The 26,836-nt window shown below is 58.5% G+C and carries 21 protein-coding genes, 1 pseudogene and 1 riboswitch; of the genes and pseudogenes, 15 read left to right on the top strand and 7 right to left on the bottom strand.

All coding sequences use genetic code 11. The features are described 5' to 3' along the window. The first annotated feature begins 172 nt into the window (after positions 1-172). The 8 genes from BGLCM_RS08045 to BGLCM_RS08440 all read left to right on the top strand — a co-directional run bounded on the left by BGLCM_RS08045 (position 173) and on the right by BGLCM_RS08440 (position 10,168). On the top strand, positions 173-1,906 hold the full coding sequence (locus BGLCM_RS08045; protein ID WP_006294214.1) for a putative DivIVA domain repeat protein: 1,734 nt from the start codon (positions 173-175) through the stop codon (positions 1,904-1,906). Next, the gene (dxr, locus tag BGLCM_RS04380) at positions 1,906-3,090 is read left to right on the top strand and encodes a 1-deoxy-D-xylulose-5-phosphate reductoisomerase (RefSeq protein ID WP_006294215.1); all 1,185 of its coding nucleotides are present in this window, start codon (positions 1,906-1,908) and stop codon (positions 3,088-3,090) included. The genes BGLCM_RS08045 and dxr overlap by 1 nt, the downstream gene beginning before the upstream one ends. A gap of 38 nt (positions 3,091-3,128) precedes the next feature. Beyond that, positions 3,129-4,289 (top strand): flavodoxin-dependent (E)-4-hydroxy-3-methylbut-2-enyl-diphosphate synthase, encoded by a 1,161-nt coding sequence (gene ispG, locus BGLCM_RS04375; protein ID WP_044084953.1) that lies wholly within the window; start codon positions 3,129-3,131, stop codon positions 4,287-4,289. A gap of 415 nt (positions 4,290-4,704) precedes the next feature. Next, complete coding sequence (locus tag BGLCM_RS04370; RefSeq protein ID WP_044084950.1) at positions 4,705-6,411, top strand: alpha/beta hydrolase family protein; 1,707 nt, start codon at positions 4,705-4,707, stop codon at positions 6,409-6,411. An 89-nt stretch (positions 6,412-6,500) separates the two neighbouring features. Then, complete coding sequence (recO, locus tag BGLCM_RS04365) at positions 6,501-7,223, top strand: DNA repair protein RecO (protein WP_044084825.1); 723 nt, start codon at positions 6,501-6,503, stop codon at positions 7,221-7,223. A 51-nt stretch (positions 7,224-7,274) separates the two neighbouring features. Then, entirely contained in the window at positions 7,275-8,063 is a 789-nt protein-coding gene (locus BGLCM_RS04360) for an isoprenyl transferase (RefSeq protein WP_006294219.1), read from the top strand. A gap of 328 nt (positions 8,064-8,391) precedes the next feature. Further along, a complete protein-coding gene (locus BGLCM_RS04355; protein WP_044091214.1) occupies positions 8,392-9,216 on the top strand; it encodes a hypothetical protein in 825 nt (274 codons plus the stop codon). Positions 9,217-9,295: 79 nt separating this feature from the next. Then, entirely contained in the window at positions 9,296-10,168 is an 873-nt protein-coding gene (locus tag BGLCM_RS08440) for a DUF4234 domain-containing protein (protein ID WP_160268337.1), read from the top strand. Positions 10,169-10,174: 6 nt separating this feature from the next. Here BGLCM_RS08440 and BGLCM_RS04345 read toward each other — a convergent pair whose 3' ends face one another. The 3 genes from BGLCM_RS04345 to BGLCM_RS04335 form a co-directional block, all read right to left on the bottom strand. Then, on the bottom strand, positions 10,175-11,374 hold the full coding sequence (locus BGLCM_RS04345; protein WP_006294222.1) for a nucleoside hydrolase: 1,200 nt from the start codon (positions 11,372-11,374) through the stop codon (positions 10,175-10,177). Next, a complete protein-coding gene (locus BGLCM_RS04340; RefSeq protein ID WP_044084824.1) occupies positions 11,371-12,444 on the bottom strand; it encodes an ABC transporter substrate-binding protein in 1,074 nt (357 codons plus the stop codon). Before BGLCM_RS04340 ends, BGLCM_RS04345 begins: the two co-directional genes overlap by 4 nt. A gap of 119 nt (positions 12,445-12,563) precedes the next feature. Further along, positions 12,564-13,364 (bottom strand): ABC transporter permease, encoded by an 801-nt coding sequence (locus BGLCM_RS04335; RefSeq protein WP_044084823.1) that lies wholly within the window; start codon positions 13,362-13,364, stop codon positions 12,564-12,566. A 272-nt stretch (positions 13,365-13,636) separates the two neighbouring features. Here BGLCM_RS04335 and BGLCM_RS04330 point away from each other — a divergent pair, with 272 nt between their 5' ends. Both BGLCM_RS04330 and BGLCM_RS04325 read left to right on the top strand, forming a co-directional pair. After that, complete coding sequence (locus BGLCM_RS04330) at positions 13,637-14,272, top strand: IS607 family transposase (protein ID WP_006294225.1); 636 nt, start codon at positions 13,637-13,639, stop codon at positions 14,270-14,272. Next, positions 14,259-15,695, top strand: coding sequence for an RNA-guided endonuclease InsQ/TnpB family protein (locus BGLCM_RS04325; RefSeq protein WP_006294226.1), 1,437 nt, complete (start codon positions 14,259-14,261; stop codon positions 15,693-15,695). Before BGLCM_RS04330 ends, BGLCM_RS04325 begins: the two co-directional genes overlap by 14 nt. Positions 15,696-15,978: 283 nt before the next feature. Here BGLCM_RS04325 and BGLCM_RS04320 read toward each other — a convergent pair whose 3' ends face one another. Continuing rightward, positions 15,979-16,368, bottom strand: coding sequence for a thiamine-binding protein (locus BGLCM_RS04320; protein WP_006294227.1), 390 nt, complete (start codon positions 16,366-16,368; stop codon positions 15,979-15,981). A 611-nt stretch (positions 16,369-16,979) separates the two neighbouring features. Between BGLCM_RS04320 and BGLCM_RS04310 the strand changes: the two genes are divergently transcribed. After that, positions 16,980-17,852 carry a MetQ/NlpA family ABC transporter substrate-binding protein gene (locus BGLCM_RS04310; RefSeq protein ID WP_006294229.1) on the top strand — a complete coding sequence of 291 codons (873 nt, stop codon included), beginning with the start codon at positions 16,980-16,982 and terminating at the stop codon, positions 17,850-17,852. Positions 17,853-17,975: 123 nt separating this feature from the next. Beyond that, positions 17,976-18,119, bottom strand: a riboswitch (TPP riboswitch). Between the two features lie 59 nt (positions 18,120-18,178). Here BGLCM_RS04310 and BGLCM_RS04305 read toward each other — a convergent pair. The 3 genes from BGLCM_RS04305 to BGLCM_RS04295 form a co-directional block, all read right to left on the bottom strand. After that, positions 18,179-19,762, bottom strand: a complete 1,584-nt coding sequence (locus tag BGLCM_RS04305) for a glycoside hydrolase family 32 protein (protein ID WP_006294230.1) — start codon at positions 19,760-19,762, stop codon at positions 18,179-18,181. 53 nt (positions 19,763-19,815) lie between these two features. Continuing rightward, the gene (locus BGLCM_RS04300; protein ID WP_006294231.1) at positions 19,816-21,213 is read right to left on the bottom strand and encodes an MFS transporter; all 1,398 of its coding nucleotides are present in this window, start codon (positions 21,211-21,213) and stop codon (positions 19,816-19,818) included. A gap of 212 nt (positions 21,214-21,425) precedes the next feature. Continuing rightward, positions 21,426-22,478, bottom strand: coding sequence for a LacI family DNA-binding transcriptional regulator (locus tag BGLCM_RS04295; RefSeq protein WP_006294233.1), 1,053 nt, complete (start codon positions 22,476-22,478; stop codon positions 21,426-21,428). A 613-nt stretch (positions 22,479-23,091) separates the two neighbouring features. On the opposite strand from BGLCM_RS04295, the gene BGLCM_RS04290 reads away from it, so the two are divergent. From BGLCM_RS04290 to BGLCM_RS04275, 4 genes and pseudogenes are all read left to right on the top strand, one after another. Beyond that, positions 23,092-23,964: a MetQ/NlpA family ABC transporter substrate-binding protein gene (locus BGLCM_RS04290; protein ID WP_022859559.1), complete on the top strand. Its 873-nt coding sequence runs from the start codon at positions 23,092-23,094 to the stop codon at positions 23,962-23,964. A gap of 53 nt (positions 23,965-24,017) precedes the next feature. After that, positions 24,018-24,770, top strand: a pseudogene (locus BGLCM_RS04285) (methionine ABC transporter ATP-binding protein); the annotation flags it as partial. 53 nt (positions 24,771-24,823) lie between these two features. After that, positions 24,824-25,489 carry a methionine ABC transporter permease gene (locus BGLCM_RS04280; RefSeq protein WP_006294241.1) on the top strand — a complete coding sequence of 222 codons (666 nt, stop codon included), beginning with the start codon at positions 24,824-24,826 and terminating at the stop codon, positions 25,487-25,489. A 99-nt stretch (positions 25,490-25,588) separates the two neighbouring features. Beyond that, complete coding sequence (locus tag BGLCM_RS04275; RefSeq protein ID WP_006294242.1) at positions 25,589-26,803, top strand: pyridoxal phosphate-dependent aminotransferase; 1,215 nt, start codon at positions 25,589-25,591, stop codon at positions 26,801-26,803. The last annotated feature ends 33 nt before the right edge of the window (positions 26,804-26,836 follow it).

Here is a 26,836-nt window from a genome sequence, read left to right as displayed (position 1 = left end):
CATGGACCAAGCGTGGACCCAGCATGAACTCGGGTGCGCATGGGAGAGCGGCCGGCAGCCGGCACGATGCGTTGCAGTGCCGGACCGATGCGGGTACCGTCGCAACGGCAACGTAGTGTGGAACAAAGAAGATGAATCCATTGATCGCACCTGATGGGAGGACGGATTGCATATGGCCATGGATTCCCAGGACCAACCTGTGTTGAACGCTGATAATGGCCACGCAGCCGAGGCGATGCCGTCGCTGCCGCGCGTGAGCAAGCGCAAGTGGGGTTACGACCCCGTGCAGGTAGACGAATTCCTTGAGCAGGCGCATGCGTGTTATGAACAGCCCGGCATTCAACTGACGCTGGGTGATATCCAGAATGTGTCGTTCGATTTGGTCAAAGGCGGCTATCGCATTGACAAAGTTGATCAAACGTTGTCTCGTCTGGAAAAAGCCGTGACCGACAAGCAGACCGATGTGGAAGTGACAACCAACGGTCGCGTGGCGTGGAAAGCGCAGACTGAGAACCTCTACCGCCGTTTGTTGGCGCATGCCGAGCGTGCCGATGGCCAGCGTTTCGCCCCGGGTGAGCAGCGCATGCCGTCGTATGACCGTAAGCAGGTTGACTCACTGATCGACTCGATTATGGACACGGCTGAGCTTGAGTTGCAGGAAGAGGGCGGCCACGGTTCGATTACTGCCGATCCAGCCGCGGACGGCCAACGTATTTCCGCCGCGACAGTGGCCAACACGGTCTTTACTCAGCGTAAAGGAAAGAAAGGCTACAACGAGCGTCAGGTTGACTATTACTTGAGCTTCTGTGAGGAATTGTTGGGCCGTCTTGAATCGTATGCACGCCTCTACGGTTCGGCGTCGGGCATGAACGCTGCTGAAACCGGGGCGCCGGTTGTGTCCGACGATCCCAACTCGCTGTTCGCCAATGCCGTGGTGCCGCCCGTCTCAGCCGAGCCTGACACACCCACCATTGTGGAGCCGATGGCGCCTGTGGCCCCCGCGTTGTCGGACCAGTCGTCGTTTGATGCGCTGCAGAAGGCGGAACAGGCTATTTTCACGCCGTCAACTGTTGCCGATACGGCGATTGCGGGTGCGGCCGGTGCGGCTGTTGCTGGTGGCGCGTCCGCCACGTCCGTGTTGCCTGGCGTTTCCGCTGCAACAAACGTTTCCGCGTCGCCGAGCGAGGGTGAGGTCACGCAGGTCATCAATCTCAACGACGCTGCCGGCAACGATACGGACGATGTTCCGCCGTCATTCTCGCCGGCTCCCGCCACCACGGCATCGGCTCCGCGCCGGCCCGTGGCTCCGTTCGGCACTGATTACGCATCGGATTCCCCGGCTCCAGTGCTGACGGGAGTCAGTGAATCCATGACTGTCTCGCCGATCCAGCCGATCACACCGGCTCCGCACACGGATTTGTCGGCCACCTCCTCGTCCTCCTCGTCGAATGCTCGTCACGGTGCGCACGCCGCCCACAGCTCGTTCAACGATGCACTTGACTCGTCCACGAACGACCAGCAGGGCACGTTCGCCGTGGATGCGTTCGATTTGGGTGCGTCGAACGCTGCGGCCACAGCCGCGCTCGCCAACAACAACTCCGCTGAGTTGCCGGCCGTCACGTCCGCGGACAGTGAGACGGCCGCGTTCCAGCTGCCGACGATTCCGTCACTCAAACGTGCGCAAGGTGACGATGTTCAGCTGACGACGACCACGGATGATATTGATTCCTCAGTGAGCGCGCATGCCGGCTCGTCCACCCAGTCCACGCCTCACTCGAGCACGATGTTCCCTGATGTGGACGAGTTCCGTGTGCCGAGCCTGGATTTGGGCATTCCGGATTTGTCATTCCCGACTTTCGATGACGCGGGCAATGACACGAGTGCAAACGGAAAGCAGGGGCAGTGATGCAACAGCGTAGTGTGGTCGTACTCGGTTCCACGGGTTCGATCGGCACGCAAGGTCTTGATGTCATTGACCGCCACCGTGACTTGTTTACGGTCACAGGATTGGCTGCCGGTGGTTCGCATGCTGCAGTGTTGGCCGAACAAGCCGTACGATTCCATGTACCCCATGTGGTGGTAGCCGATACGCAGGCCGTGCCGGCTGTACGTGAAGCGTTGGATGCGCTCGGTGCCAGCGACATCACGGTGGATGCGGGACAGGACGCCGTAGCCGCTTTGGCGGGTTCGGGTGCGGACGTGGTGCTCAACGGCATTACAGGATCGATCGGGTTGCAACCATCAATCGCCGCATTGCAAGCGGGTTCCCAGTTGGCGTTGGCCAATAAGGAATCCGTTGTGGCCGGAGGCCATCTGCTGTTTGACGCGCAGGTGCGCGACGCACAGATCAACCCGGTTGATTCGGAGCATTCGGCCATCTGGCAAAGCTTGCGTTCGGGCACACATGCCGAAGTGGCCCGTCTAGTGGTCACGGCGTCGGGCGGTCCGTTCCGTGGGCTTACGCGTGCTGAGATGACGCATATCACACCCGAGCAGGCGCTGAACCATCCGACCTGGAACATGGGTCCCGTCGTCACAATCAATTCGTCGACGCTGATGAACAAAGGCCTCGAAGTCATTGAGGCAAGCCGACTGTTTGACATTGAGCCGTCGCGTATTGCCGTGACCGTGCATCCGCAGTCGGTGGTGCATTCGATGGTCGAGTTCGTGGATGGCGCCACCATCGCGCAAGCGTCACCGCCCGATATGCGCTTGCCGATCGCGTTGGGACTGTCGGCTCCGGCGCGACTCGACAACGTGGCGGCGGCATGCGATTGGACGCAAGCGGCCTCATGGACGTTTGAACCATTGGATGATGAAGCGTTCCCGGCTGTGAATCTGGCCAGGCACTGCCTGCAAGCATCGGAAAAACACACGGCCGTACTCAACGCCGCCAATGAGCAGGCTGTGCATGCGTTCCTGGACCATCGTCTGCCATATCTGGGTATTGTGGATACGGTGCGTGACGTTTTGGACGAGATGGATGGCGAGTTGCGTAGCGCACCGCTGTTTGAATCCGTGGAGCAGATGGTCGAATTGGAACATGAGGCGCGTATGTGCGCCGACGCTATCATCGCTGCCCAAGCCTGACGGCAGTAACTATTGAGGAAGGTTCTGTGGACACAGCATTGAATGAAGGATTCCGTAAAACCGGTACGCCGAACATCAGCGAAAGCCCGCTGCATGCTCGCCGTCAATCGCGCCGCATCATGGTCGGTCCCGTGCCCGTAGGTGGGGGAGCGCCGATTTCGGTGCAGTCGATGACGAACACGCGTACGGCTGATGTGGGAGCCACATTGCAACAGATTGCTGAACTCACCGCCGCCGGTTGCGACATTGTGCGCGTGGCCGTGCCCAAGCAGGAAGATGCCGACGCGCTGGCCGCCATTGTGCGCCAGTCGCCGATTCCGGTAATCGCCGACATTCATTTCCAAAGCAAATATGTGTTCGAAGCTATTGATGCCGGATGTGCGGCTGTGCGCGTGAACCCTGGCAATATTCGCAAATTCGACGAAGTGGGTCCGCAAATTTGCCAAGCGGCCACGGACGCTGGCATTTCGTTGCGCATTGGCGTCAACGCGGGATCTCTTGACAAGGATTTGTATGCCAAGTACGGTGGTCCGACGCCTGAAGCACTGGTGGCTTCCGCCATGAAAGAAGCCCGCATGTTTGAAGACGTGGGCTTCCATGATTTCAAGATTTCGGTCAAGCACCACGATCCCGTCACGATGGTTGAAACCTACCGGCTGCTGGCATCCAAAGGGGATTGGCCGTTGCATTTGGGTGTGACGGAAGCCGGTCCGTCCTGGCAAGGCACCATCAAATCGTGCATCGCGTTCGGCGCATTGCTGGCCGAAGGCATTGGCGACACAATTCGTGTGTCACTTTCAGCCCCGCCCGTCGAAGAGGTCAAAGTCGGCTGCAAAATCTTGGAATATCTGGGATTACGCGAACGTCATTTCGACATCATCTCGTGCCCGAGCTGCGGCCGTGCGCAAGTGGATGTGATCGCATTGGCCAACGCCGTAACCGACGGACTCAAAGAAGTTACAGCGCCAATTCGAGTGGCCGTCATGGGCTGCATCGTCAACGGGCCCGGCGAGGCGCGCGAAGCGGACCTTGGCGTGGCATCGGGCAACGGCAAGGGCCAGATTTTTATCAAAGGCAAAGTGGTCGAAACCGTACCCGAAGACCAGATTGTGGAAACGTTGCTGCGATACGCCAACGACATCGCCGCGCACATGGACCAGCAAGGCAGCCCTGTGGTCGTGCCAATCACCCAAGCCTGATCCAGCGCTCGCAGTGCGAGCCGTTATTGCACCCCATAGGCGTCGCATGGCATTGCATGTCATGCGATGCCTACTCATATGAGCGAAACAAGGTTCGTTTGAGCCGGTACAATGGCTACCCGTGAGCACAGAGCAAGAGGACACACGCGCAAGCCAAGGTGATAGCGAAGCGCCAGAGCGCGCTGCGCAGCCGGAAAAGTCTGCGCAGCCGCAACGGCCTGCACCGCCGGAGCACACTGAGCCGCCGGAGCATACTGCACAGCCTAAGCAGCAAGCGGCTTCGCAACCGCATGAACAGCGGCAACAGGCATCACAGCAGTCACAGGCGCCCACTGCTGATACCGCAGAGTCGGCTGATGCGTCTCGTGAAGCGGCGCCCGCAGTGCACAGCACGTGGACGCCGGTCAAACGTTTGATGATGAATGGCGCCATTTTCATCATGCTCATGGCGTTGCTGATTCTCGTGTCCACACAAACACGCATCCCATGGAACTATGAGCCTACGGGGCAACGGTTGCAAACATTGACACCCGATACGGCAATCACGTTCACGAATGATTCCGGCGCGGCCTTGCCTGCCGATGGCACCTATCAGGTCATGACCAAGCATGAAGTCATGGACGTGCAACAACCATCCACTGGCGAAACGCAACGTATCAATGTACTGGTGCGCTCTCCCAAACAGGCCGGCAACCAACTGCCAGCCATCGTGTTCATGCATGGCGCCGGGTATGGCACTTGCGACAACTCGTTCGGCGATATTGCCGGGTCCCTGGCCTCGGCCGGATTTGTGACTGCCGTGATCGACAAGCCCGTATGGTCAACATCCGACCTGACGCGAGACTATCCCGGATCAGCCGTAGCCTACGACGCGGCAATCAACCTGTTACGCGCTCGCAGTGACGTTGATGCGCATAACGTCGGCATTTATGCCACATCGGAAAGCACATGGATCTCAAGCTACTTGTTGCAGCAAGACCACGACATCGCCTTCCAGATTCTGCTCAGCCCCATGGTGTTCGCACCGCGTGCAGCCATGGCGTTCCTCGCGGCCCAAGATTTCGCGCTGGTCGGTGCCAATGACGGCTACCAGTCGATTGTGCGCCGTGTGTTCTCTGCGGACTTGGGGCTCTATGGCGTGGAAAACATGAACATCAACCCGCTCGATCCGCAAGCCTATGCTGTGCCGACGCTCGTGGCTTACGGGTCCAAAGACGTGATGACAGCCCAGGTGCAAGGGGTCAAGGAAATCCTCGACAATGCGCATCAGGCCGGCAACTGGAATGTGACGATCCGCAGTTATCCGGTGGCCAACCATGTGCTGCGACTGGGTGATGAGGCGATGGCGAACACGCCATTCGCCGACGATTACGTTGATGACGTGATTAGTTGGGCTGTGGGCACTTCGCGTGGACTCAAGCAAACGAGTGCGCCGATTGCCGGTGAAGCGCTGTACCAGTCGATTGCCGTGCCGTTGGATTTGCATGCGCGCACGGGCATGACGATCTATGGCACATTCGTCATTGGATTCATGCTGGTCATGCTGCTAGCCGCGATTGTCTGTTGGCTTATCGCACTTGTCATGTGGATTGTTTCACGCTGCCGTCCACGGGCCAAGCGCCATGCGGTATTGGGCTTGTGCCATGGATTCGGGCGTACACTCATGTGGATCACCGTGGGCACAATCGCCACGTTGCTGCTGTTTTTCGCAGGGTTCGGCGAGGTCGTATGGGCAGTGGTCAAACTGGCGTGGGGAGATGCCCCAAGTGATGATCCAGGCATGATGTTCTGGAGTTGGCCATGCATTCAAATCATGTGCATCGTTGTGGTATGGATTTGGTCGCGCGTGTTCATGCGCATGATTGAAGCAGCTGACCTGCATCGGCAGGCCCAGTTGCAGGAACAGTCGCAGCTACAGCCGCGTCGGCGTCGATTGGCCGTTTCAACTGGGGCACGCATCGTGCCCGTCAACGATGAAGCACAGCCCGCGTCTCAGCATGACGCTGATACTGGCGCTGTCATTGCTGAACGTGGATTTGGTCGCGTGCTGTTTTGGATTACCGTCATCGCGATGCTCTCGATCCTGCAATTCTTCGCGTTCTGGGGATTGTTCCTGTACTGAACCGCATGGTTTGAGCGGTATCACACGAGGTCTGGATGCGTTGGCTTACGCATCCAGTCGCGCACCAGTCAAGAAAAGAGGCGATAGTCATGGCGTTGTATCGCGATGAAGGCATTGTGCTGCGCACCATGAAACTCGGCGAAGCTGACCGTGTCATCACATTGCTGACACGCGACCATGGCAAAGTGCGTGCCGTGGCCAAAGGTGTGCGCCGGACCAAATCGCGTTTTGGCGCCAGGCTCGAACCGTTCATGCGTGTGGACCTGTTACTCAATGAAGGCCGCACGTTTGACGCGATCCGGCAAGCCGAATCCGTGTCGGTGTATGCGGGGGCGATCACAGCCGATTACGACCGGTACCGCGCGGCCACGATCATTGTGGAAGTCATCAATGATCTGGCCTCCACTGAACATGAGCCGGTAGGCGCCCAATATCCGCTGCTAGCCGGAGCGCTGAACGCGTTGGCCACCGCACGCCATGAGCCTGAGCTGATCAGCAATTCATACGTATTGCGGGCGATCGCAATGGCCGGTTGGACACCCCGACTCGATTCATGTGTGGTGTGTGGACGCGTGGACCAACTCACGCATTTCTCAGCGCGCTCAGGTGGCGTCATGTGCGCCACCGACCGCACTCCCGATGCGATTCGCATCCAACCTGCGGAACGCTTGCAGCTCATCGCGCTGCTAGCAGGGGATTGGGCCGCATTGGAACACTCACCATTGTTGTCAGGCACGCAGCGGCTCGTGGAACTGTGGGCTGAACAGGTGCTGGAACGGCCCGTACGCTCCATGCGTTTGACTGAGTGGTAGAACGTCAGCGTGAGCCAACCATAAGCCATCCCTGTTGATAGATTGGGAGCCATGGCTTTTGAGAACGTTGATACCACGTCGTTGGACATTCCTGCAGCACCTTTTTCCGACCCCGACATCATTCCGGATTTCCCCAAGAAAGCGGTGCCCCGCCATGTGGGCGTGATTATGGATGGCAATGGCCGTTGGGCGCAGCAGCGCGGCATGATTCGCACACAAGGCCACCAAGCCGCCGAACCCGTCGTGTTCGACACGATCGCGGGTGCGATCGAAGCCGGTGTGCGCTATTTGAGCCTGTATACGTTCTCCACGGAAAATTGGAAGCGCAGCCCTCAGGAAGTGCGTTTCCTGATGGGATTTTCGCGCGATATCATCCGTCGCCGCGTCAAGCAGATGAACGAGTGGGGCGTGCGCGTACGTTGGAGCGGACGGCGCCCGAAGCTGTGGAAATCGGTGATTGACGAGCTTGAGAGCGCAATGGAAATCACGAAGCACAACAGCGTGATCGATGTCGTGTTCTGCATCAACTATGGTGGCCGCGCCGAAATTGCCGACGCTTGCGCCGCAATTGCGCGTGAAGTGCGTGACGGCAAGATTTCCGGCGATCGCGTGACCGAGAAAATGGTGGCTGAACATCTTTACAACCCTGACATTCCCGACTGCGACCTCGTGATCCGCACGTCGGGTGAGCAGCGCACGAGCAACTTCCTGCCGTGGGAAGCCGCTTATGCCGAACTCGAATTTGTGCCTGAACTGTTCCCCGATTGCGGCCGCAATGTGCTCTGGCGTGCTATCGACGACTACATTCACCGTGACCGCCGTTTCGGTGGCGTCAAATAATACACGCCAATACACGCTATTACGCATACAGATTCGTATGCGGCCGAGTTCCGAGTCACAATCGTGTCATATGGAAACAACCAGACGTTACATCATGTAATGTCTGGTTCTTTGTATTGAACCACCGTGCGGCACTTCTCTGCGTACCTGTTCTCTAGGTTCCAAATATTTGATAATTGACCGCTGATATTTGAGTTTCATATTTGCTTTATTGTGCTGTTGGTGAATATGATGGCACCTATGCTGTGCAATGGGCGAGGGACCCATTGCGGAAGATGGCAAGAGAAGAGGGACTATTATGACAGCATCATGTCTTCATTGCGGCGCAATGGTCAACGACCAAAGCGCCAGCTGCCCGAGCTGCGGCATGCCAGTCACGCCAGCCGCGGCCATGGCTCCACCAGCCGCAACCATGACGGCACAGGCGCCTGCCGCATCAACGGCACCATCTCAACCAACACCAATGCCCCAAACAGCAGTTTCGGACAACAATGCCACAGCCAATGTGAACAGCGGCAATGAACCACCAACACTTGGGGAATTGTTCATCAATTGGTGGATTGCGGCCATGAAATCGCCATCCCAACGCTACCAGGTCCCAGCTTGGTTCTCCTTCGCGCCCGTGGCCGCCCTGATGGTGATTCTGACATTGCTGCAACTGATCGGATCGACCAATATCACCGTGCTTGGCGTGTTCTCTTTGTTGTTCGGATGGATCCTGATCGTCTACGCAATCATTGGCGCCATGGTGCTTGCCACAATCCTGATTACCGGGTCCGCGAATTTCCTCGTCGTGCAAATGAAGTTCGCCCAAGCGGCCAGCATGCTGTCACCAGTGCTCGTGACTGCGATGGTGGTGCGTGGTTTGGCGTGGCTGGTGCGCTTCTGGGGTGCGTTTTCCAACGCATTGTTCACCATTTCGGGTGTGATCATCGCTGTGGTGCTGATGATCATGATGCTGATTCCGGTGCGCTATTGCGCCACATTGGAAACAGCGCCACGGCAACGGTTCACGCTTGATGGGTTCTGGAAGTGGCTCATTGGCATCGCCATTCTGTTCGTGCTGCTGTGGATAGCCAATTATGTCACCACCGCAATCATCGCCCAGGCGCAAATCTATGTCTCTGCGCTTACGGGCTTGGGAATGTACTAATCAAACCACTGTATCGGCATTGCAGCCAACGTGGGCTGACGATGCTGAACAACTCCACGTATTGATGAAGGAGAACGAAATGCTTTGCCCGAATTGCGGGAAAACCTACCCCGATACCGACCGTTTCTGCGAGACCTGCGGCGTTGCGCTGGTCATCGACAGCATGCAGCCCACTGAGGCTATGATCGCCGTCGCGCCGCCCGCGCCGCAAGCACCCCAGCCCTCTCAGGCGCCTCCAGCGCCACTGACCACACCCATGCCGCCGCTTGCTGATGCTCCAACAGAAGCGTTCGCTACTGCGGCCCCTGCGGCTCCTGCAGCGGCGCCGGCTCCCGCTCCCGCGCCCCAAGCCACAACGGATGTGCAGGAATCACAAGCCGCATCCGCATCGGCAACCGGCCACGCATCATTCGGCGAAGAACAGCCGGCAGTACCCGTGCCGATTGTCGCGCGTAAACAACCCGTGGCCATACCCCAATACGGCACGGCTGCGAACCCCGGTTCCGTGGGGTCCAACGGCCGTATGACGCCGGCCGCAAGCCCGCTGCCTCCTGCCGCGCAGCTGGACACGTCACGCAGTTTGCTCGCCTACATACTGCTTTCCATGGTTACGTTCACCATTTACGCCCAGTACATGTTCAACAACGTCTCCGTTGACATCAACACGCTTGCTTCAAAATATGACAATCGTAAAACGATGCAATATTGGTTGATGCAGACGCTCAATATATTGACCCTCGGCATATTGGGATTGGTATGGAACCATAAGATGTGCACTCGTGTGGGCGACGAATTGCGCCGCCGCCGCATCGGCTACTCGTTCGGCGCCTCCACCTATTGGCTATGGGGAGTCCTCGGCTCTTTCATCCTCGTCGGCCCGTTTATTTATGCCTACAAATTATTCAAGGCCATGAACTTGCTGAGCGCCGATTACAACGTGCGCGGTTGCTGAGCAACCTCACTTCAGCAGTCGGTTGACGTCCAAGTCGAACTGGTCCAGGGATCGTTGCGCATGCACGTTGACGGCCATGCGCACGTGAGGAGCTTTGGGTGCGTTGAGCCGTGCGTTGTCCACGACAGTGCGGCCGCGTACACCCGTCCAATCGCCCGTGTGCGTTTGCACGCCCAACGGTAACGTCCATAGGTCCACAAGATCGGGTTCCACGGCCACGAGAGCGGCCAGCGGATCGTGCAACGGCATGCCCGCCGCAAACATCGCATCACTGGCGCGGTTCGCACGGATTGAAAACTCGGCCAGCCGCGCAAGCAGCATCCCGGCGGCCGTGCCCGTTGCACTCCAACGTTGCGGTATCGTCTCGCCCATCAGGCAGCGGTGCGTCACATCCAGACCGACCACGCTCAGTTGCGCGCCGCTCATGCAGACACGGTTGGCCGCTTCCGGATCTTGAATGCTGTTCGTTTCGCTGACGAGGTCGTAACAGTTGCCGGGTACGGTCAGCGCGCCGCCCATCCACACGATGTTCATGCGCTCGGCAAGGTCGGGTTCGAGCCGCAGCACCGTGTCCACGTCCGTCAGCGGCCCCGTGGCCAGCACAGTCACGTCCGGTCCCCACGTGCGCACGGCATGCGCAATCAGTTCACTGCCAGCCGTGCGTTGCGCGGGGGCCTCCACCGTTGTGTTCATGTTGATTGCTGTGGTTGCCGCATCAAGCGTCGCACCGTCGGCCAGCACCGCGTGACGGTCTGACGGCGCATAGCCGCCAATCGATACGCCTACGCCGGCCAATGCCGCCAACTCGTCACGGTCCACATACCGCATGCCTTGTGGCGTATGGGCCAGCATGCGGCCTTCATCGTCCAATGAGGCAATGGCTGGAGTGGCCGTATGTGCGCCGTACTCGCACGTGTCCACATCACCCAATCCGTTGCGGCCATGGAACATTGCGCATCCTGCGTCAGCCAGGAACGTGGCGGCCCAGGATGGATGCGTGGCGCCAAGCACAATCGGCAGCTGGTGGTCTGGCTGCAGTACCTCGAGCAATGCTTGCGTATTGCGTAGCGCATGTTCGGCCAATACATTGCCATAGGTGCAACTGATGCCTACAATTTCCAGATCGTCACGGCCAAGCAATGCAGCCAGTGCCAACGCATCGTCAATGCCTGTATCGACGCTGAGCACGAGTTTGCGTGTACTCATTTGGCCGCCTGCTTCAAGAACCGATCAGTGGCCAAGTCTTTCGACTGTGGCGCATCATGGATTACGTTGCCATAGGAATCCGTATAGGCGCCCGACTGCGCGAGGAAGTCGAAATACTGTTGCGTACCGTCGTAATCAATCGCGCCCAACGTTTGCGTGCCTTCGTCAATCTGCTTGCGGTCGCCCCAATATTGGCCATCAATGATGACGTTCATCGATTCCTTGACAAAATCCTCTTCCAAATTGGCTTCCGGCGCTTCCTTGACCAAGATTGACGCGGCTTCGCCACCATGGTCATAGGCGTATTCATATCCGCGTTGCGTGGCTTGCACAAATGTCTTGACGAGTTCGGGATCGGTGTCAATGAGCTTGTCGGAGGTGATGATGCCAATCGAATCGGCGTTGCCGGGCACACCATAATCCGGCTCGGTGAAGCATGTCAATGCAGGACCATGCATCTTGGCTTCCACGCCTTCCCAAGTCTCGTAGAAACCGCCGAAATCAGCGCGGCCGCTTTCCAACGTCTGGAATGTTGAGGTACCCACGGTCACTTTGTCGAAGTCGCCTTTGCCGCCATCGGTTTGGATCATGCGGCGCACGACGGCGTCGGATTCGTTCGAACCGAACGTCGCGAACGTTTTGCCATCGAGATCCTTGGGGCGTGTGATGGTCTTGTTTGATGCCAACGCACACCAGATCGCGCTTGTCTTTTGTTGCACTTGCATGACTTGTTTGATATGGGCGCCCTTGACGGCGAACGTGCTGACATTCGTCAGGTTCGACAATGCAAAATCAGCCACACCATTGTTCACGGCCTGTTCAGCACCCGATTGGGCCACGGCCACAATGTCCACATCCAAGCCGGCGTCACGATAATAGCCCTTGTTTTTGGCCACATACACGCCAATATGGTTCGTATCGGCCGCCCACGAAAGCATGAACGTGACTTTGCGCAATGCGCCAGTATCCGACGATGCGCCCCCACCGCATGCCGCCAATGGCAGTGCTACGGCAAGTGTGGCCAACAGTGCAATCAGTATGCGCCAAGAGCGTTGGAGTGAGCGGGTCAATCGTGATCCTTTCCTGAAAAAAGGGGGTGATATGGGGGTTGTAGGGGAGTGTTCGTGTGCGAGGCGACCGGCATGGAAAACTGGGGCACGTGAAGGGATGCGTGCCAGTGACGCGCGGATTATTCGTCGGCGTCGGGATCGGCGTCGTCAGCGGGAGTACCAATAAGGCAACGTTCAGCAAGATGCACGCAGCTGAGCAGTAGGGCCGTCATGATGATGATGACCACAGTGGCCGCGAAAATCAGTGGCGTACGGAACGAGTTGTACGCGGCCTGCAGCCAGATGCCCAAGCCTTGGCGCGCACCCAAATATTCAGCTGTCGCTGCCGTGGCGAACACGTAGGCGCCGGACACGCGCATGCCGCCGAAAATCTGGCGGGCAGCCACACGCAAGTCCACATGGAACAGCGTCCAGGAACGTGACGCGCCGCACGTCATGGCCACGTCGTCATAAAACTGCGGCACGGCCTGCAACCCGCGCATCGTTTGCACGGCGATCGGGAACAGCGCGAAAATCGCGACGAGCACGATCTTGCCGATCGGCTCAAACCCGAACCAGATCAAAAACAGCGGGGCAATCGAGATCAGCGGCAACGTTTGGGCCGCAGCCAGTAGCGGGAACAACGCCGCGTAGGCCGTGCGCGAGCAATGGATGCCGATGCCGAGCAACACGCCCAGCGCGCAAGCGAGCAGGAATCCGATTACGCCCTCATAGAGTGTGACCCATGTGGCCGGCCATAACGTAGGCCAGCTTGTGACGATGGCTTGCACGATCTGCACGGGCGAGGAAATCATCGTTTCGGACACATGTGCGAGGCTGACCCAGACTTGCCATACTACGAGCAGCAGTGCGACCGTGATCATTGTGGGTAGGTGGCGGCGCCACCAGGAGTCATGCCGTGCGCAGGTAGCCTTAGCCATCTACACCTTACTTTCTGCGCCAACGTGCCGGCGCCGCATGACTGCGGCACATTGGAAGCAAGGTGAGGAGTCTGCCGTGCACACAGCCAGAAAAGCTCAAAAACACATTCAGTGTAAAGCAACGGGTCTACGACGCCATAGGTGTGGACCTGTTGCTGGTGAGGGCTGCTACTGGGCGTACTGTGGCATTGCTTTGACATTGCTGCGCAAAAGAGCAATCATCTGTTGTTAATTAAATTGACACTCGTGGTCATTTCATCTATTATGGTGTCATGTTGAAGCCTAAAGATGTAGCGGCCCGTCTCGGGGTGAGCGTGAAAACCCTCCAACGTTGGGACAAAGCGGGTATCTTCCCCGCAGCGCGCAACCCGCAGGGACGCCGCTACTACACTGAAGAGCAAGTGCTCGCGTATCTGGGGAAAATACAAAAACCCCAGCGACTGCACGTCGCCTACGCGCGTGTGTCCTCGGCCGGGCAGAAAGGCGACCTCGCATCGCAGGTCGCGTTCTTGCGCGACTACGTGAACGCGAAAGGCGTGATACTCGACGACGTGTTCACCGACGTTGGCAGCGGTTTGAACTACAAACGCAAGAACTGGAACCACCTCATCTTCGACCTCATACTGCAAGGTCAGGTCGAAACCGTGTACATCACGTTCAAAGACCGGTTCGTCCGGTTCGGGTTCGACTGGTTCGAGGAGCTGGCGAACCGGTATGGGTGTGAGATTGTCGTGGTGAACAATCCCGACACCAGCCCACAGCAGGAACTCGTAGAAGACCTCATTTCCATCATCCACGTGTTCTCATGCCGCGTATATGGGTTGAGGAAATACAAGAAGCAGGTCGAACATGACCCGCAGCTCACATGCGAGGCCAGTACAGGAGGTGAGCGCAGTGAAAGCGTTTAGAACGGAGCTTCACCCCACCACGGCCCAGCAAGCGGCTCTCACGAGGGCGTTTGGCAGCGCACGGTGGGCATACAACGAGTTTCTTGCGTTCAACTATGCGCGGTACCAGCATCATCGTGACGGGTACGGCGCGTATGGGTATTGCAATGCGTATGCCTTTTCCGTGCGGTTCTCGTTGGCGAAACTGCTGTGCAAGAGAGCCGAGGGCAAACCGGTGAAACCGACCATGGCGCAAACCCAGCTGTTGGATGAACTGCTGGTAGGCTCAGGCTCGCCCGCCATGGATATCGCGCGCATGGTCCCGGACGTTGCGCGACTGCTGCTGGACACGTTGACGCAGGCCGCTCAACTGCCGCATTATGAACCATGGGTGGTTGCCGCGCATTCCAAGAGCATCAAACAAGCGTTCATGCACGCAGATAAGGCCTACGGAAAGTTCTTCGAGAACCGCAAGAACCCCGCCTACCTGAAGCGCTTGGCGAAACGCGGCAAAGAACCACCCGAGCATCCCCGTTTCAAGAAGCGCGGCAAAACGAAGGACAGCATCTACTTGGTAGAGCGCGTCGAAGTGGAGCGTCATCGCATCAAACTGCCCGGTTTGGGATGGGTGCGGTTGAAAGAACACGGGTACATTCCCGTGGGCAAGCACACGATATCCTCGATGACGGTCAGCCGCGTAGCCGGACGCTGCTACGTGTCATGCATACCGAAGCAATCGCAGCACCCTACGCGAAACACTGCCAACATGAACCCATCCGAGGGAATCGGCATCGACCTCGGCATCAAGAACCTTGCCATCGCATCAGACGGCAGGGTCGTGGAGAACATCAACCATGCCAAGGAAATACGCAGGCTCAACAAGAAACTCAAACGGCAGCAACGCGCATTGAGCCGCAAACTCAAAGCCATCACCCACCGCACCTACTACACGGAAGGACCCAAGAAAGGCCAAGTCAAACACGTCACCTACACGCGCCCGCTGCGTGAATGCAAGAACATCATCAAAAACCAGCGAGACATCGAGCGCACATGGCAGCGCATCGTCAGCATTCGCCACGACCACATGGACAAGACCATTCATGAGCTGGTGAGCCAAGAACCACGGTTCATCACGATTGAACACTTGAACATCGTGAATATGATGGCGAACCGGCACCTCGCCCGTGCCCTGTCCGCACAGGAACTCGGCAGGTTCGTCACCCGGCTCGCCGCCGCATGCGAAGAGCATGGTATTGAACTGCGTCAAGTGTCCCCATGGTACCCGTCATCGCAACTGTGCTCCCAATGCGGCTACCGGAACCATGCGGTACGCAACTTGAACATCCGCGCATGGGATTGTCCCCGATGCGGCACGCACCATGACCGGGACATGAACGCCGCACGCAACTTGGCGCGCGCCGAACACTACACCATCATCGCCTGAACCTACAAGAAGGCCCCCGAACGGCCCTAAACTTGCCGCTACCGTGGGTAACACGGAAAGTAACGACCGAGGGAGTGCCACACCAACGCGAGTAGCCCGCCATCCCAGATGGCTGCAAAAGCGGGCATAATGAACCGGTAACACTCTAAAAAATAGACACCGTACCCGTATGGGTATGATGGACCACATTTTTAGTTACAGCGAAACAGTCTTTCCGCGTGTTTCGGGGGGCTGCTTGCGGCACGTGAGGGTGTGTTTGGATGCGCGTGAAGCTTTGGCGCGGTTATTCGCGCGCGAGCACGTCGTCGACGAGCGCTTGCTTCGCGCTGATTTGGCCGCGGTAGCCGGGGCGGATGTCGAGTTTGAGGTTGACTTCCGTGCGGTAGCCTTGTTCGGCGAGTTTGACGGTGGCGTCACGCACGACCTGCAGCACGGCATCAAGGTCGCCTTCAATGTTCGTGAACATTGCGTTCGTCTCGTTCGGCAGTCCCGATTCGCGGATCACGGCGATGGCTTGCGACACGTATTCGCTGAGTTCGTCGCGCACGCCGTCACGCTCGTCGGCCACGCCGCTCGGTGCGATGGCCACGGCCGCCACGGTGTTCAGATACGGTTTGCCGGTTTCGTCGACAGGTACGCGGTCCTGGATTGTTGGTTCACTCACTGCGTTCATCCTCTTCTTGAGATGCGATATGGGTAGTTCCGCATGCTACCGCAATGGCCGCTGACAGCGCCCGTACCACCACGATTCGTAAGATGTGGCAGTGGGGGAAAGGCATGTTGGTGAGGTCTGACGGGGCAAAAACGCACGATTGGATGATAAATAATCTCATTATATGGACTTGGGTATGGGTGTTGACCATGTATGAGCCTATGGTGACAACCAAGCAAAAAATCAGTTGCTCTTCTGATATTTCGCTTATATCTCGTAGGACTCTTGCATAGGAAAGGACGGCACAGCGTATGAACACGAACATCATCGAGGCCGCTTCCATGCAATGCTCCGTCTGTGCCTACGCTCGCCGAATGCTCGGTATGGCCTGAGGGCCAGTATACTTTTCCCAACGTTTCCAGGCATAACTCTCGTTTTCTTTGATAGTCGCCGTCATGTATGCGGCTTAGCCTGATGCTCATACCCTCCACGCGCACTTGAGACGCCACTGTATGTGGCGCAGTGTTTGGTGCCGCATGCTTGGTGGGGATACCAGTGATTGCCACTGTATTATTCGTATCTTTATACGTATTTTTAAACTCACATTATTTTACTTAGGGAGTAGTGTACCCATGTCGTTGTTTACCGTTCATCCAGTCAAGAAAGCCCTCGCCGCCACAATCGCAGGCCTCGCCATCCTGGCCACTGGCGCATGCGGATCGTCCTCCGACGCGTCAGCAGACAAGCATATCGCCGAACCGGCCGACAACAAGACCGTGCAAATCACCGTAGGCGTGTGCGCAGGCCCTTACGGCGACCTGGTCAACGAAGTCATCGCACCGTTGCTCAAAGATGATGGTTATGAGCTGAAAACCAAGGAATTCAGCGATTATGTGCAGCCCGACAAGGCGCTCGCATCGGGCAGCATCGACGCGAACCTGATGCAGCACATCAACTATCTGACCAAGTTCAAGGCCGACAACAATCTCGATCTTGAATCCATCGGACAGGTACCCACCTTGGGCTTGGGCATCTATTCGAACAGCATCAAGTCCATTGATGCGATTCCTGACGGCGCCACAATCGCCATCGCCAACGACGCATCCAATCTCGCGCGCTCGCTTGGCGTGCTCGAACAGCAGCATCTCGTCACGCTCAACGACAATGTGGATGCCACGAAGGCCACGGTCAACGATGTGGCCTCCAACCCCAAGCATCTGAATCTCAAGACGCTCGACGCGGCCCAACTGGCGCGTTCGCTCGACACGGTGGATGTGGCCTTGGTGCCCGGCAACTATTCGTGGGCTGCAGGACTTGATCCGGCGGACGCATTGGCGTTTGAAGAGCAGACCGAAGGCGTGATCAACGTGTTCGTGGTGCGTGGCAACGATGTGGGCTCCGATTTCGGCAAGACAGTCAACCAGCTGCTCAACAGCGACGAATTCAAAGACGCCATCGCCAACAGCCAGTTCAAGAACTTCGGCAAGCCCACCACCTGGAAGTGATCCGTATGACATAGCAACACACCACCACAGCATCCGATACCACCATTGGCCACAGCGCAGCTGACCAGAGCGCAGCTGACCAGAGCACAACTGACCACAGCGCAGCAGAGTGCAATGCGGCAGAGAGCCACGAAGAACGCTCCCTACGATGGTATTGGCCAACAGGTTCGAAGGGTCCGGGCATACGCCCATCTCAGCTTTTGCGTTGCCGTGTCCCATGTGTGAAACACGCGGCGGCGGCACGAAAAAGCCCCCCTGCTTACTCGACGAACGTTATGTGCAGAGTAAGACAAGGAGGCGTTTGCTAGATCCGGAAATCTCGCGGATTAGTCGACCGTGTCCAGCGAAGACGACGCGTCAAGCCCGATAGACGCGAGTTCGTGGACGCGGACCGACGAAAATACGCAGGATCCGGATTCTGAGACAAGCTCAATGGCGCGCGGCCCTTCGCTTGCGAACGAGTAGGAGCTCATGACCTGCTTGCCGCCGTTGATGTACACTTCCACGCAGCCGCGGTCCACGAACACGCGCAGGTTCAGCGTGCCGCTGGCCAGTTCCTCGGCGCTCAACGGCGCCGCACGGTAACCCTTGTCGCCGTTCGCCATGGCTTGGCGGTCGATGACGACGCGGCCCAGCTGGGCGTCGAAGACGATGGAGGTGTAGCTGCCGTCCGGCGTGGCGTTCACATGGAGGCCGGCGCGTTCCGCGGTCAGGTTCGCCAGGTCGAGCGTCAGCTCGATTTCGCAAGCCTGCGCGTCCGGCGTCAGCGTGAGCGACGTGTTGGGACGCAGCGCGACGTTGTCGCGTTCGATGGTGCTCGTGCGCAGCTCCACGGTTTGGGTCACAGGAATGGTGTGGATGTCGCCGTCTTCGCCGAGCACGATTTCGCGCATCAGCGTGAGGTTGCCGCACCAGCCGTCATGCTCCATCGGGATGGGCTGCACGAACGGGCTCATCCAGCCGAACATGAACTGGCGTCCATCCACCGTGAAGGACTGCGGGGCATAGAAGTTGTGGCCCCAATCCCATAGGCGGAATTCGGTTTCCGGTACGAACTTGCCGCCCGGCGTCCACGAGCCGATCATGTAGCCGGCGTTGCTCACGTTGCGGTTCATGAATCCGTCCGGCTTGGCGCCCATGGCCGAGAATCCGATCACCCACTTGGTCTCGCCGTTCTTGTCGGTAAGCGGGAAGAAGTCGGGGCACTCGAGCATGAACACGTCCGGATCCGGGTGCTCGAACAGCACGCCCGCATAGGTCCAGCGCACCATGTCTTCGGAGGTGAACAGCCACATCTGGCCGCGCTTGTCCTTGGAGGAGACGCCGAACGTCATGTACCAGGTGTCGCCCGTCTTCCAGACCTTGGGGTCGCGGTAGTGGTGGTCGACTTCGTCAACGGGGCAGTCGATGATCATGCCGCGCTTCGTGAAGGAAGTGAGCGAATCGTCCTCAGGTTCGGCGAGCATCTGGACCTGCCAGTCGCCGCCCGTGTTGTCCTTGCCGTTGGCCCAACGGTGGCCCGTGTAGAAGATTTTCAGGTCGCCGTTATCGTCCACCACGGCCGAGCCTGAGAAGACGCCGTCCTTTTCCTGTTCGAGGCTGGGCGCGAAAGCGATGGGTTCGCGCTTCCAGTGGACAAGGTCCGTGGAGGAGACGTGGCCCCAGTGCATCGGTCCCCACTGCGTGCCGTAGGGGTGGAGCTGGTAGAACACGTGCCAGCGTCCGCCGTAATAGCACAGGCCATTGGGATCGTTGATCCATCCGCCCGGCGAGGCGATATGGAACTTGGGGTACCAGCGGTCGTTGCGGCCCGCGGCGAGCTTGGCCACGCCGCGCTCGGCGAGTGCGAGCTGCTCCTTGTGATTGGCAATCGGCGTGAGTACCGGCTGGGATGGGGTGAAGTTGGTCATGATTGATATTCCTTGAACGATTCGAATAGTGGTTGTGGACTGCGGCCGGAGGCTCAGCTTGCGTATTCCGGCTGGACCGCGCGGTTGTCGCGCACCTGTGCTGCGACGCCTACGGGGCTCGTTTCCAGCTCGGCGTCTGGCTGCAGGTTCTCTTCGATGAGTTCCATTTCCTTGCGGTCGCGGTCACGCAGGAACGGATCGCCGTCCACGTGCTCGTCGTCGCGCTTGATGACGAAGAAGCCGTAGATCGTTGCCAGCAGCACGATGCCGCTGATGGACAGGAAGGTGGTGCGGTCGCCGAAGCGGTCGTGCAGCATGCCCAGCGGGGTGGAGAAGATAACCTGGCCGATCTGTGAGGCGATCTGGAAGCCCACCATGTACAGCGTGGCCGAGAGCTTCGGGTTGAAGTGCAGCGTGAAGTAGCGGAACGCCGGCAGGCAGAACAGTGGAACTTCGATGGCGTGGAACATCTTGACGATGGAGATGGCTACCGGGTCGTGGAAGATGCCGCACAGGCCGATGCGCAGGAACATGACGGTGGCGCCCAGCAGCAGCGCGTTGCGCACGCCGATCTTGCGCATGATGATCGGGACGACGCCCATCATCGCGGATTCGCAGAAGACCTGGATGGAGTTGAGCACGCCGTAGACCGTGTTGCCCGTTTCAATGCTCGGGAACAGCGAGGCGTAGTAGGTCGGGAACATCTGCTGGTCGAAGACCGTGTAGAACGTGTTGGTCAGCAGCATGAAGATGATGAGCACCCACAGCGTCGGCATCTTGAGCACGTTGACCATGTCCTTGAAGGACGGGTTGGACTTCTCGGCGTTCGGGTCGGCCGCTTCCTTGAGGGCCTGGCGCTGCTCGGCCGGGTACCACGTGAGGTACACGATGAGCATGCCCACGCCGAATGCGGAGCCGAGCCAGAAGTTGATCATCGGGTTGATGTTGAAGACAATGCCGGCGATCAGGGCCACAATGGCGTAGCCGAAGGAGCCCCATGCGCGGGACTGGCCGTATTCGAAGCCGAACTTGCGGCTGTAGCGTTCGGTAAGCGCTTCAATCAGCGAGCATCCGGACATGAAGCCGGCGGAGAGCACCACGGAGCCGATCAGGGCGGCGGCCATGATGTTCGTCTGCATGAGCGGCGCGTACACGAACTGGACGAAGGGGCCGATCAGTGCCGCGATGGTGGCGATGACGACCACGAGACGGCGCTTGATGCCCAGGTTGTCCTGGATGATGCCGTAGCCGAACATGAGGATCAGCGTGGCCAGCGAGTTGATGGAATAGACGGTGCCGACTTCCGCGCCGTTCAGGCCAATGGTATTGAGCCAGCGCTGGAAGAAGGACCACCAGATGCCCCATGAGCAGAAGAACAGGAAAATGCCAAACGAGCTCTGCAAATAGGACGGGTTGGACCAGATTTTTGCGGTCTTCGGTTTATTCACCATGGTGACACCTCGTCGTTGAGATCACGGAATAATGGACAAACTTCAGGAAAAAGATTCCTACTGCGAAGTTCTTGCTTACGAATATAACGCGTCAAACGTTTGACGTCAAACGATTGACGCATTTTCTTCACGAAAGGGTCACGGTAGTGCGTCAAACGATTGACGTTCCGCCATTTCCGATATTGCCGGTTTCTGAGATCCCGGCGTGTCGCTTATTGCGGGCGCACCGATTCCTTCTCGATAAGCACGCAGTGCATTTTCACGGGCTCCTCGCCGTCCAGCGGCGGGATCGGCGCAAGCATAAGCGGATTGGGCATGGGCGCGATATCGCGATGTTCCACGATGCTGATGAGCTTGTCGGCGGCCCAATAGCCCATCTCATAGTGGGGCAGCGCGATCGTGGTCAGCTGTGGCGCGAAGGTTTCCGCAATGACGCGGTGGTTGTCCACACCGACAACGGAGATGTCCTTGCCGACGATCAGCCCTTGCCTTGCCGCACATTCATACACGTACCAGGCGCGCGAATCGTTGAAGCAAAAGAATCCGTCGGGATGCTGTTCGGCAAACAGGTGCTCCACCGCCCGCAACGCCTCTTCATTGCCGTCCACATTGCATACCAGAGCTTCGTTGAATTCCCTGCCGTGGTCGTCCAACGCGGCACGGTAACCTTCCAGTCGCCCGCGCTGGGCGATGATGGGGCCCGGCGTCGTGCAGCCGACATAGGCGATGTTGGCGCATCCGGCCTCGATCAGGCGTGTGGTGGCGTCGTAGCCGATGCGGAATTCGTCCGGCTCGATGGCGGGGAAGCGGTTGTCGCGGTCCGTGGCGTCGGCCAGGACCAGCGGATAGTCGGCCAGGCATTGCGGGATTGTGACCACGCGGTTCGACATGGCCGAATAGATGAACGCGTCGATGCCGTAGCGTTTTAACGCGAGCACTTCCTGCTCAACGGTGGCCGCGTCGTCGCCGCTGACGGTAATGAGCAAATATCCCAGTTCCCGCGCCGCGTCCTGCGCGCCCTGGATGATGCCGCCTGCATACGGCGTGGTCGCCACTTCCTCGCTGACGAATCCGATAATCGGGATTTTGTTGGTGCGCAAGGAACGCGCAAGCGCGTTGGGCTGATATCCGAGTTCCTGCGCAGTGGCGCGCACTTTGCGCGCGATGTCGGCTTTGACGCGCCCTTCGTCGCGGTGGTTGAGCACAAGGGAGACCGTGGAGACGGAAACGCCCGTACGCTCGGCAATTTGCTTCATGGTGACCATATGTTCCAGAGTAGCCACTGGTCAGACGCGACGCCATGGGAAAAGATCTGGAACAGATGTTTTCACTATGTGGACGCTATCTGCGGCCTGTACAAGGCCGTCAAGTATCGTGGCATATCAAGCGAATCGAACAGTACATCACAATCAGTCGGTTCGTGAATCATCGTAGGGAACATTTCATGGAAAGGACGGCACAAAAATGAACACTATCATCATCGAGGCCGGCGTCATGAACTGTGCTGTGTGCGCCTACGCCCGCTGTATGATCGGTATGGCCTGAGGGCCGTTTTATTTCTTTCCAATATTGCATGGGTGATCTGTAACGGTGCGCCGGCATGACCGGCCCGTCATCCAATCTTTCTCTCGCCGCTCGCCGTGGCGCGATTCATATATGTAAATTTATGAATTATTGATATTCCGCGATCCGAATCAAACGAATTGAATACGTATTCAGCATCGTCGGAATTGCATTGCCAAATATTGTAATTTTTTCACGATATTTCGCGACATATATGATTCGCCGATGACGTCTGCCGGGCGCATATACAGGTACCACCGTATCTTTTTCCCACTTTTTTCATACTTTTTCTCTATTTCCAGGAGCACTGTACCCATGACCACTATCGCCAATTCCATTAAGAAAACGATTGCAGTAACGTGCGCGGGCATTATCGCGCTGACCGCATGCGCCTGCGGATCCTCCTCCTCGCAATCGGGCCCCGCGGCCCATATCGCCACACCCACGGCCGACCACACCGTGCAGGTGAGCGTGGGCGTATGCCCCGGACCTTACGGAGACATGGTCAAGGACGTGATCGCGCCACTGCTCAAAGATGACGGCTACGACCTGACCGTCAAGGAATTCAACGACTATGTGCAGCCCGACAAGGCGCTCGCCTCCGGCAGCATCGACGCCAACCTCATGCAGCACATCAACTATCTGACCAAATTCCGCGCCGACAACAATCTCGATATCGCCTCCGTCGGCCAGGTCCCGACGCTCGGACTGGCCGCCTACTCCAAGAAATACGATTCGATCGACGCCATCCCCAACGGCGCGACCGTGGCCGTGGCCAACGACGGCTCCAATCTTGCGCGCACACTCGGCGTATTGCAACAGAACAAGCTCGTCACACTCAAAGACGGCGTGGACAGCACGAAAGCCAGCGTCTCCGACATCGCAAGCAACCCCAAGCAGCTGAACATCAAAACGCTTGATGCCGCCCAACTCGCGCGCTCGCTTGACACGGTGGACGTGGCGCTCGTTCCCGGCAACTACGCGTGGGCGGCCGGATTCGACCCGGCCGACGCGCTCGCCACCGAACAGCAAAGCGAAGGCGTGATCAACGTGTTCGCCGTACGCGGCGGCGATGTCGACTCCGACTTCGGCCAAAAGGTGAGGGAACTGCTCAACAGCGACGAATTTAAAAAAGCCATCGCCGACAGCGACTTCAAGGATTTCGGCAAACCGACCACATGGGCGTAAGCCGGCCGCAATGAACTGACACGGGAAACGGAAATACCAGGGAGCACAACATTATGGAACAGCCGGCACCAATTATTGAACTGCGCGACATCTGCGTACGATTCCAAGACGGCAAACGGACGGTCGACGCCGTCAAGCATGTGAGCCTGAACGTACGCAAAGGCGAAATTTTCGGCATTGTGGGATTCTCGGGCGCGGGAAAATCCACGCTCGTGCGCACGATCAACCTGCTTGAACGCCCCAGCGAAGGGCGCGTGATCATCTCGGGGCGCGACGTGACGGACCTGCGCGGCAAACAGCTGCGCGAACTGCGCCGCGACATCGGCATGATTTTCCAAGGGTTCAACCTTATCGGCAACGCTACGGTGGCGCGCAACATCGCGTTCGCGCTTAAAGCCGCCGGAGTCCCCAAACAGGCGCGCGAACCGCGCATCCGCGAACTGTTGGCGCTGGTGGGGCTGGAAGACAAGGCGGACGTGTATCCAAGCCAGCTGTCGGGAGGACAAAAGCAGCGCGTCTCGATCGCGAGGGCGCTCGCCAACAATCCGCAAATACTGCTGTGCGACGAGGCCACAAGCGCGCTCGACTTGGAAACCACTGAAGGCATTTTGTCACTGCTGCGGCGCGTGAACCGCGAACTTGGCGTCACCGTCGTGTTCATTACGCACCAGCTTGAAGTGGCGCAGCGCATATTCGACCGCGTGGCCGTGATGGAGTCCGGGCGCATCGTGGAACACGGCCCCACCTTCGACGTATTCCGCAACCCGCAAGAAACCGTAACGCGCGGCCTTATTGAGCAGTTCCTGCTCTCGTACCGCAACGTGGGCGCGCTGCTCAGCGAAGAAACAGGGGAGGCCGCATGAACTGGCAATCCACACTCGAGATTCTGCAAGACAATCTGGGCAAGGCGCTTGCCGACACGTTCTTCATGGTGTCGATCGCCACAGTGGTCGGCGTGGTGTTCGGCACGCTGCTGGCCATCGCGCTGTTCCTGACGCAACACCACCTGTTCTCCCCGAACGCGGCCGTCAACAACGTCGTCGGATTCATCGTCAACGCGATCCGCTCGATGCCGTTCCTGATTTTGCTCGTGGTACTGATCCCGCTGATCCAGCTGATTATCGGCGACCCGTACACGCCGCTGGGCGGTGCGATCGCGCTATCAATCGCCGCCATCCCGTTCTTCGCGCGCATCGCCGAAAACTCGTTCACCGAAGTGGACTCGGGACTGATCGAAGCGGCCATCGCCACGGGCGCGCCCACACGCCAAATCCTGTGTGACGCCATATTCCCGCAAGCGCTGCCCTCATTCATCCGCGGCATTGTGCTCACGATCATCTCGCTGCTCGGCTATTCGGCCATGGTCGGCACGATCGGCGCGGGCGGGATCGGAGACATGGCCATCCAATTCGGCTACAACCGCTATGAAACGGGCGTGCTTATCGCCATCGTGGTACTGCTCGTCGTGCTTGTGCAAGCCATCCAATGGATCGGTGATCTTATTGCACGAGCCGTCACCCACTAACCACACCCGCCAACCAGGCCGTACAGCATACGCTGTCGGCCTCACGCCTATCCCCAAAACCACACCACACCACAACACGCCATACCGAACCGAGGAACCATGAGCGAGCGCCATACAACAGACACACCCCAGTGGAGCGCCAAAGACCTGCAACTGTCACCCACGGCGCTCGCCATAGGGCCCAACGTGTTTGAGCATTCGATGGTGATGGTGGCCCAAGCGCGGGCTGCCGGCCGTGATGTCATCGACTTGTCAGTAGGCAACCCCGATGCCGAACCGGCGGCATTCATCCGTGAAGCCGCCGTACAGGCCGTCAACATTCCGGACAATGCGCGCTATGCGTCGTTTGATGGCAAACGCGCGTTCCTTCAAGCGGCCGCACACTGGTATCGCCATACACATGGTGTGGATCTGAACGTGGATACGGAACTGTTCGCGGTGGAAGGGGCTGTGGATGGCTTGGCGTCATTGTTCAATGTGCTGGTGTCGCCAGGCGACACGGTCGCGTTCGTTGACCCGTATTATCCGAGCTACCACTGCATGACGACGATGCTGCGCGGACGCGAACTGCTGCTACCGGCAGAGCGCGATTTGGGATTTTTACCTGATTTGGACGCCGTGCCGGCATCAACATGGGATCGGGTGCAACTGCTCGTGTTGAACTATCCGAACAATCCCACGGGTGCGCAAGCGCCGCGCGCATTCTTTGAACAGGTCATCGCACTGGCCAAACGGCACCATTTCGCCGTGATTCAAGATTTTGCCTATGCGGGGCTTGGCGTGCGTGAGCAGCAATGCAGCATCCTCGAAATTGCAGGCGCCAAGGATGTGGCTGTGGAAGTGGTCAGCCTGTCCAAAATGTATGGCATGGCCGGATGGCGCGCTGGTTTTCTCGCAGGCAACGCCGACCTGATCACGGCCGCCAAACGCTACCACTATCAAATGGGCTCCATGGTCACAACGATTGTGCAAGACGCCGCAGTGGTCGCGTTGATGAGCGACCAGCACAGCGTACGCGACCTGGCAGCCCGCTACGCGCACCGCCGTGAGCTTGTGCAAACGCCGTTACGTGCCATGGGCTATGACGTGTTTGATGCGCAAGGCGGCTTATATACATGGATGCATGCGCCGCAAGGCCAAACCGGCGCGTCGTTTGCCGCACAATTGCTGGCCGATACTGATGTGTGCGTGCTCGATGGCGGCTGCTTTGGCCAGCAAGGCGCCGACTGGGTGCGGTTGAGCCTGCTGCAGCCTGAAGAACGGTTGGTGGAGGCTGTGGAACGCATTGGCCGTGCCCAGCGTCGGCAAGCATGAATGTATGTCACTTGCCGGGCCGGGCACGGCCAA

Origin of the sequence: Bifidobacterium gallicum DSM 20093 = LMG 11596, assembly GCF_000741205.1 — a bacterium.
GTDB lineage: Bacteria > Actinomycetota > Actinomycetes > Actinomycetales > Bifidobacteriaceae > Bifidobacterium > Bifidobacterium gallicum.
The sequence above is the reverse complement of the archived record's forward strand: the minus strand, read 5'-3'. Positions and strand labels throughout refer to the sequence as shown.

Bases quoted from the DNA above. Each gene is read 5' to 3' on its own strand.
- BGLCM_RS04355 (WP_044091214.1), top strand. From the start codon at position 8,392: ATGGTCAACGACCAAAGCGCCAGCTGCCCGAGCTGCGGCATGCCAGTC.
- BGLCM_RS04290 (WP_022859559.1), top strand. From the start codon at position 23,092: ATGACCACTATCGCCAATTCCATTAAGAAAACGATTGCAGTAACGTGC.
- BGLCM_RS04275 (WP_006294242.1), top strand. From the start codon at position 25,589: ATGAGCGAGCGCCATACAACAGACACACCCCAGTGGAGCGCCAAAGAC.
- BGLCM_RS04330 (WP_006294225.1), top strand. From the start codon at position 13,637: ATGTTGAAGCCTAAAGATGTAGCGGCCCGTCTCGGGGTGAGCGTGAAA.
- BGLCM_RS04370 (WP_044084950.1), top strand. From the start codon at position 4,705: ATGATGAATGGCGCCATTTTCATCATGCTCATGGCGTTGCTGATTCTC.
- BGLCM_RS04345 (WP_006294222.1), bottom strand. From the start codon at position 11,374: ATGAGTACACGCAAACTCGTGCTCAGCGTCGATACAGGCATTGACGAT.
- BGLCM_RS04295 (WP_006294233.1), bottom strand. From the start codon at position 22,478: ATGGTCACCATGAAGCAAATTGCCGAGCGTACGGGCGTTTCCGTCTCC.
- BGLCM_RS08440 (WP_160268337.1), top strand. From the start codon at position 9,296: ATGCTTTGCCCGAATTGCGGGAAAACCTACCCCGATACCGACCGTTTC.
- BGLCM_RS04335 (WP_044084823.1), bottom strand. From the start codon at position 13,364: ATGGCTAAGGCTACCTGCGCACGGCATGACTCCTGGTGGCGCCGCCAC.
- BGLCM_RS08045 (WP_006294214.1), top strand. From the start codon at position 173: ATGGCCATGGATTCCCAGGACCAACCTGTGTTGAACGCTGATAATGGC.
- BGLCM_RS04310 (WP_006294229.1), top strand. From the start codon at position 16,980: ATGTCGTTGTTTACCGTTCATCCAGTCAAGAAAGCCCTCGCCGCCACA.
- dxr (WP_006294215.1), top strand. From the start codon at position 1,906: ATGCAACAGCGTAGTGTGGTCGTACTCGGTTCCACGGGTTCGATCGGC.
- BGLCM_RS04320 (WP_006294227.1), bottom strand. From the start codon at position 16,368: ATGAACGCAGTGAGTGAACCAACAATCCAGGACCGCGTACCTGTCGAC.
- BGLCM_RS04280 (WP_006294241.1), top strand. From the start codon at position 24,824: ATGAACTGGCAATCCACACTCGAGATTCTGCAAGACAATCTGGGCAAG.
- BGLCM_RS04360 (WP_006294219.1), top strand. From the start codon at position 7,275: ATGGCTTTTGAGAACGTTGATACCACGTCGTTGGACATTCCTGCAGCA.
- recO (WP_044084825.1), top strand. From the start codon at position 6,501: ATGGCGTTGTATCGCGATGAAGGCATTGTGCTGCGCACCATGAAACTC.
- BGLCM_RS04300 (WP_006294231.1), bottom strand. From the start codon at position 21,213: ATGGTGAATAAACCGAAGACCGCAAAAATCTGGTCCAACCCGTCCTAT.
- BGLCM_RS04305 (WP_006294230.1), bottom strand. From the start codon at position 19,762: ATGACCAACTTCACCCCATCCCAGCCGGTACTCACGCCGATTGCCAAT.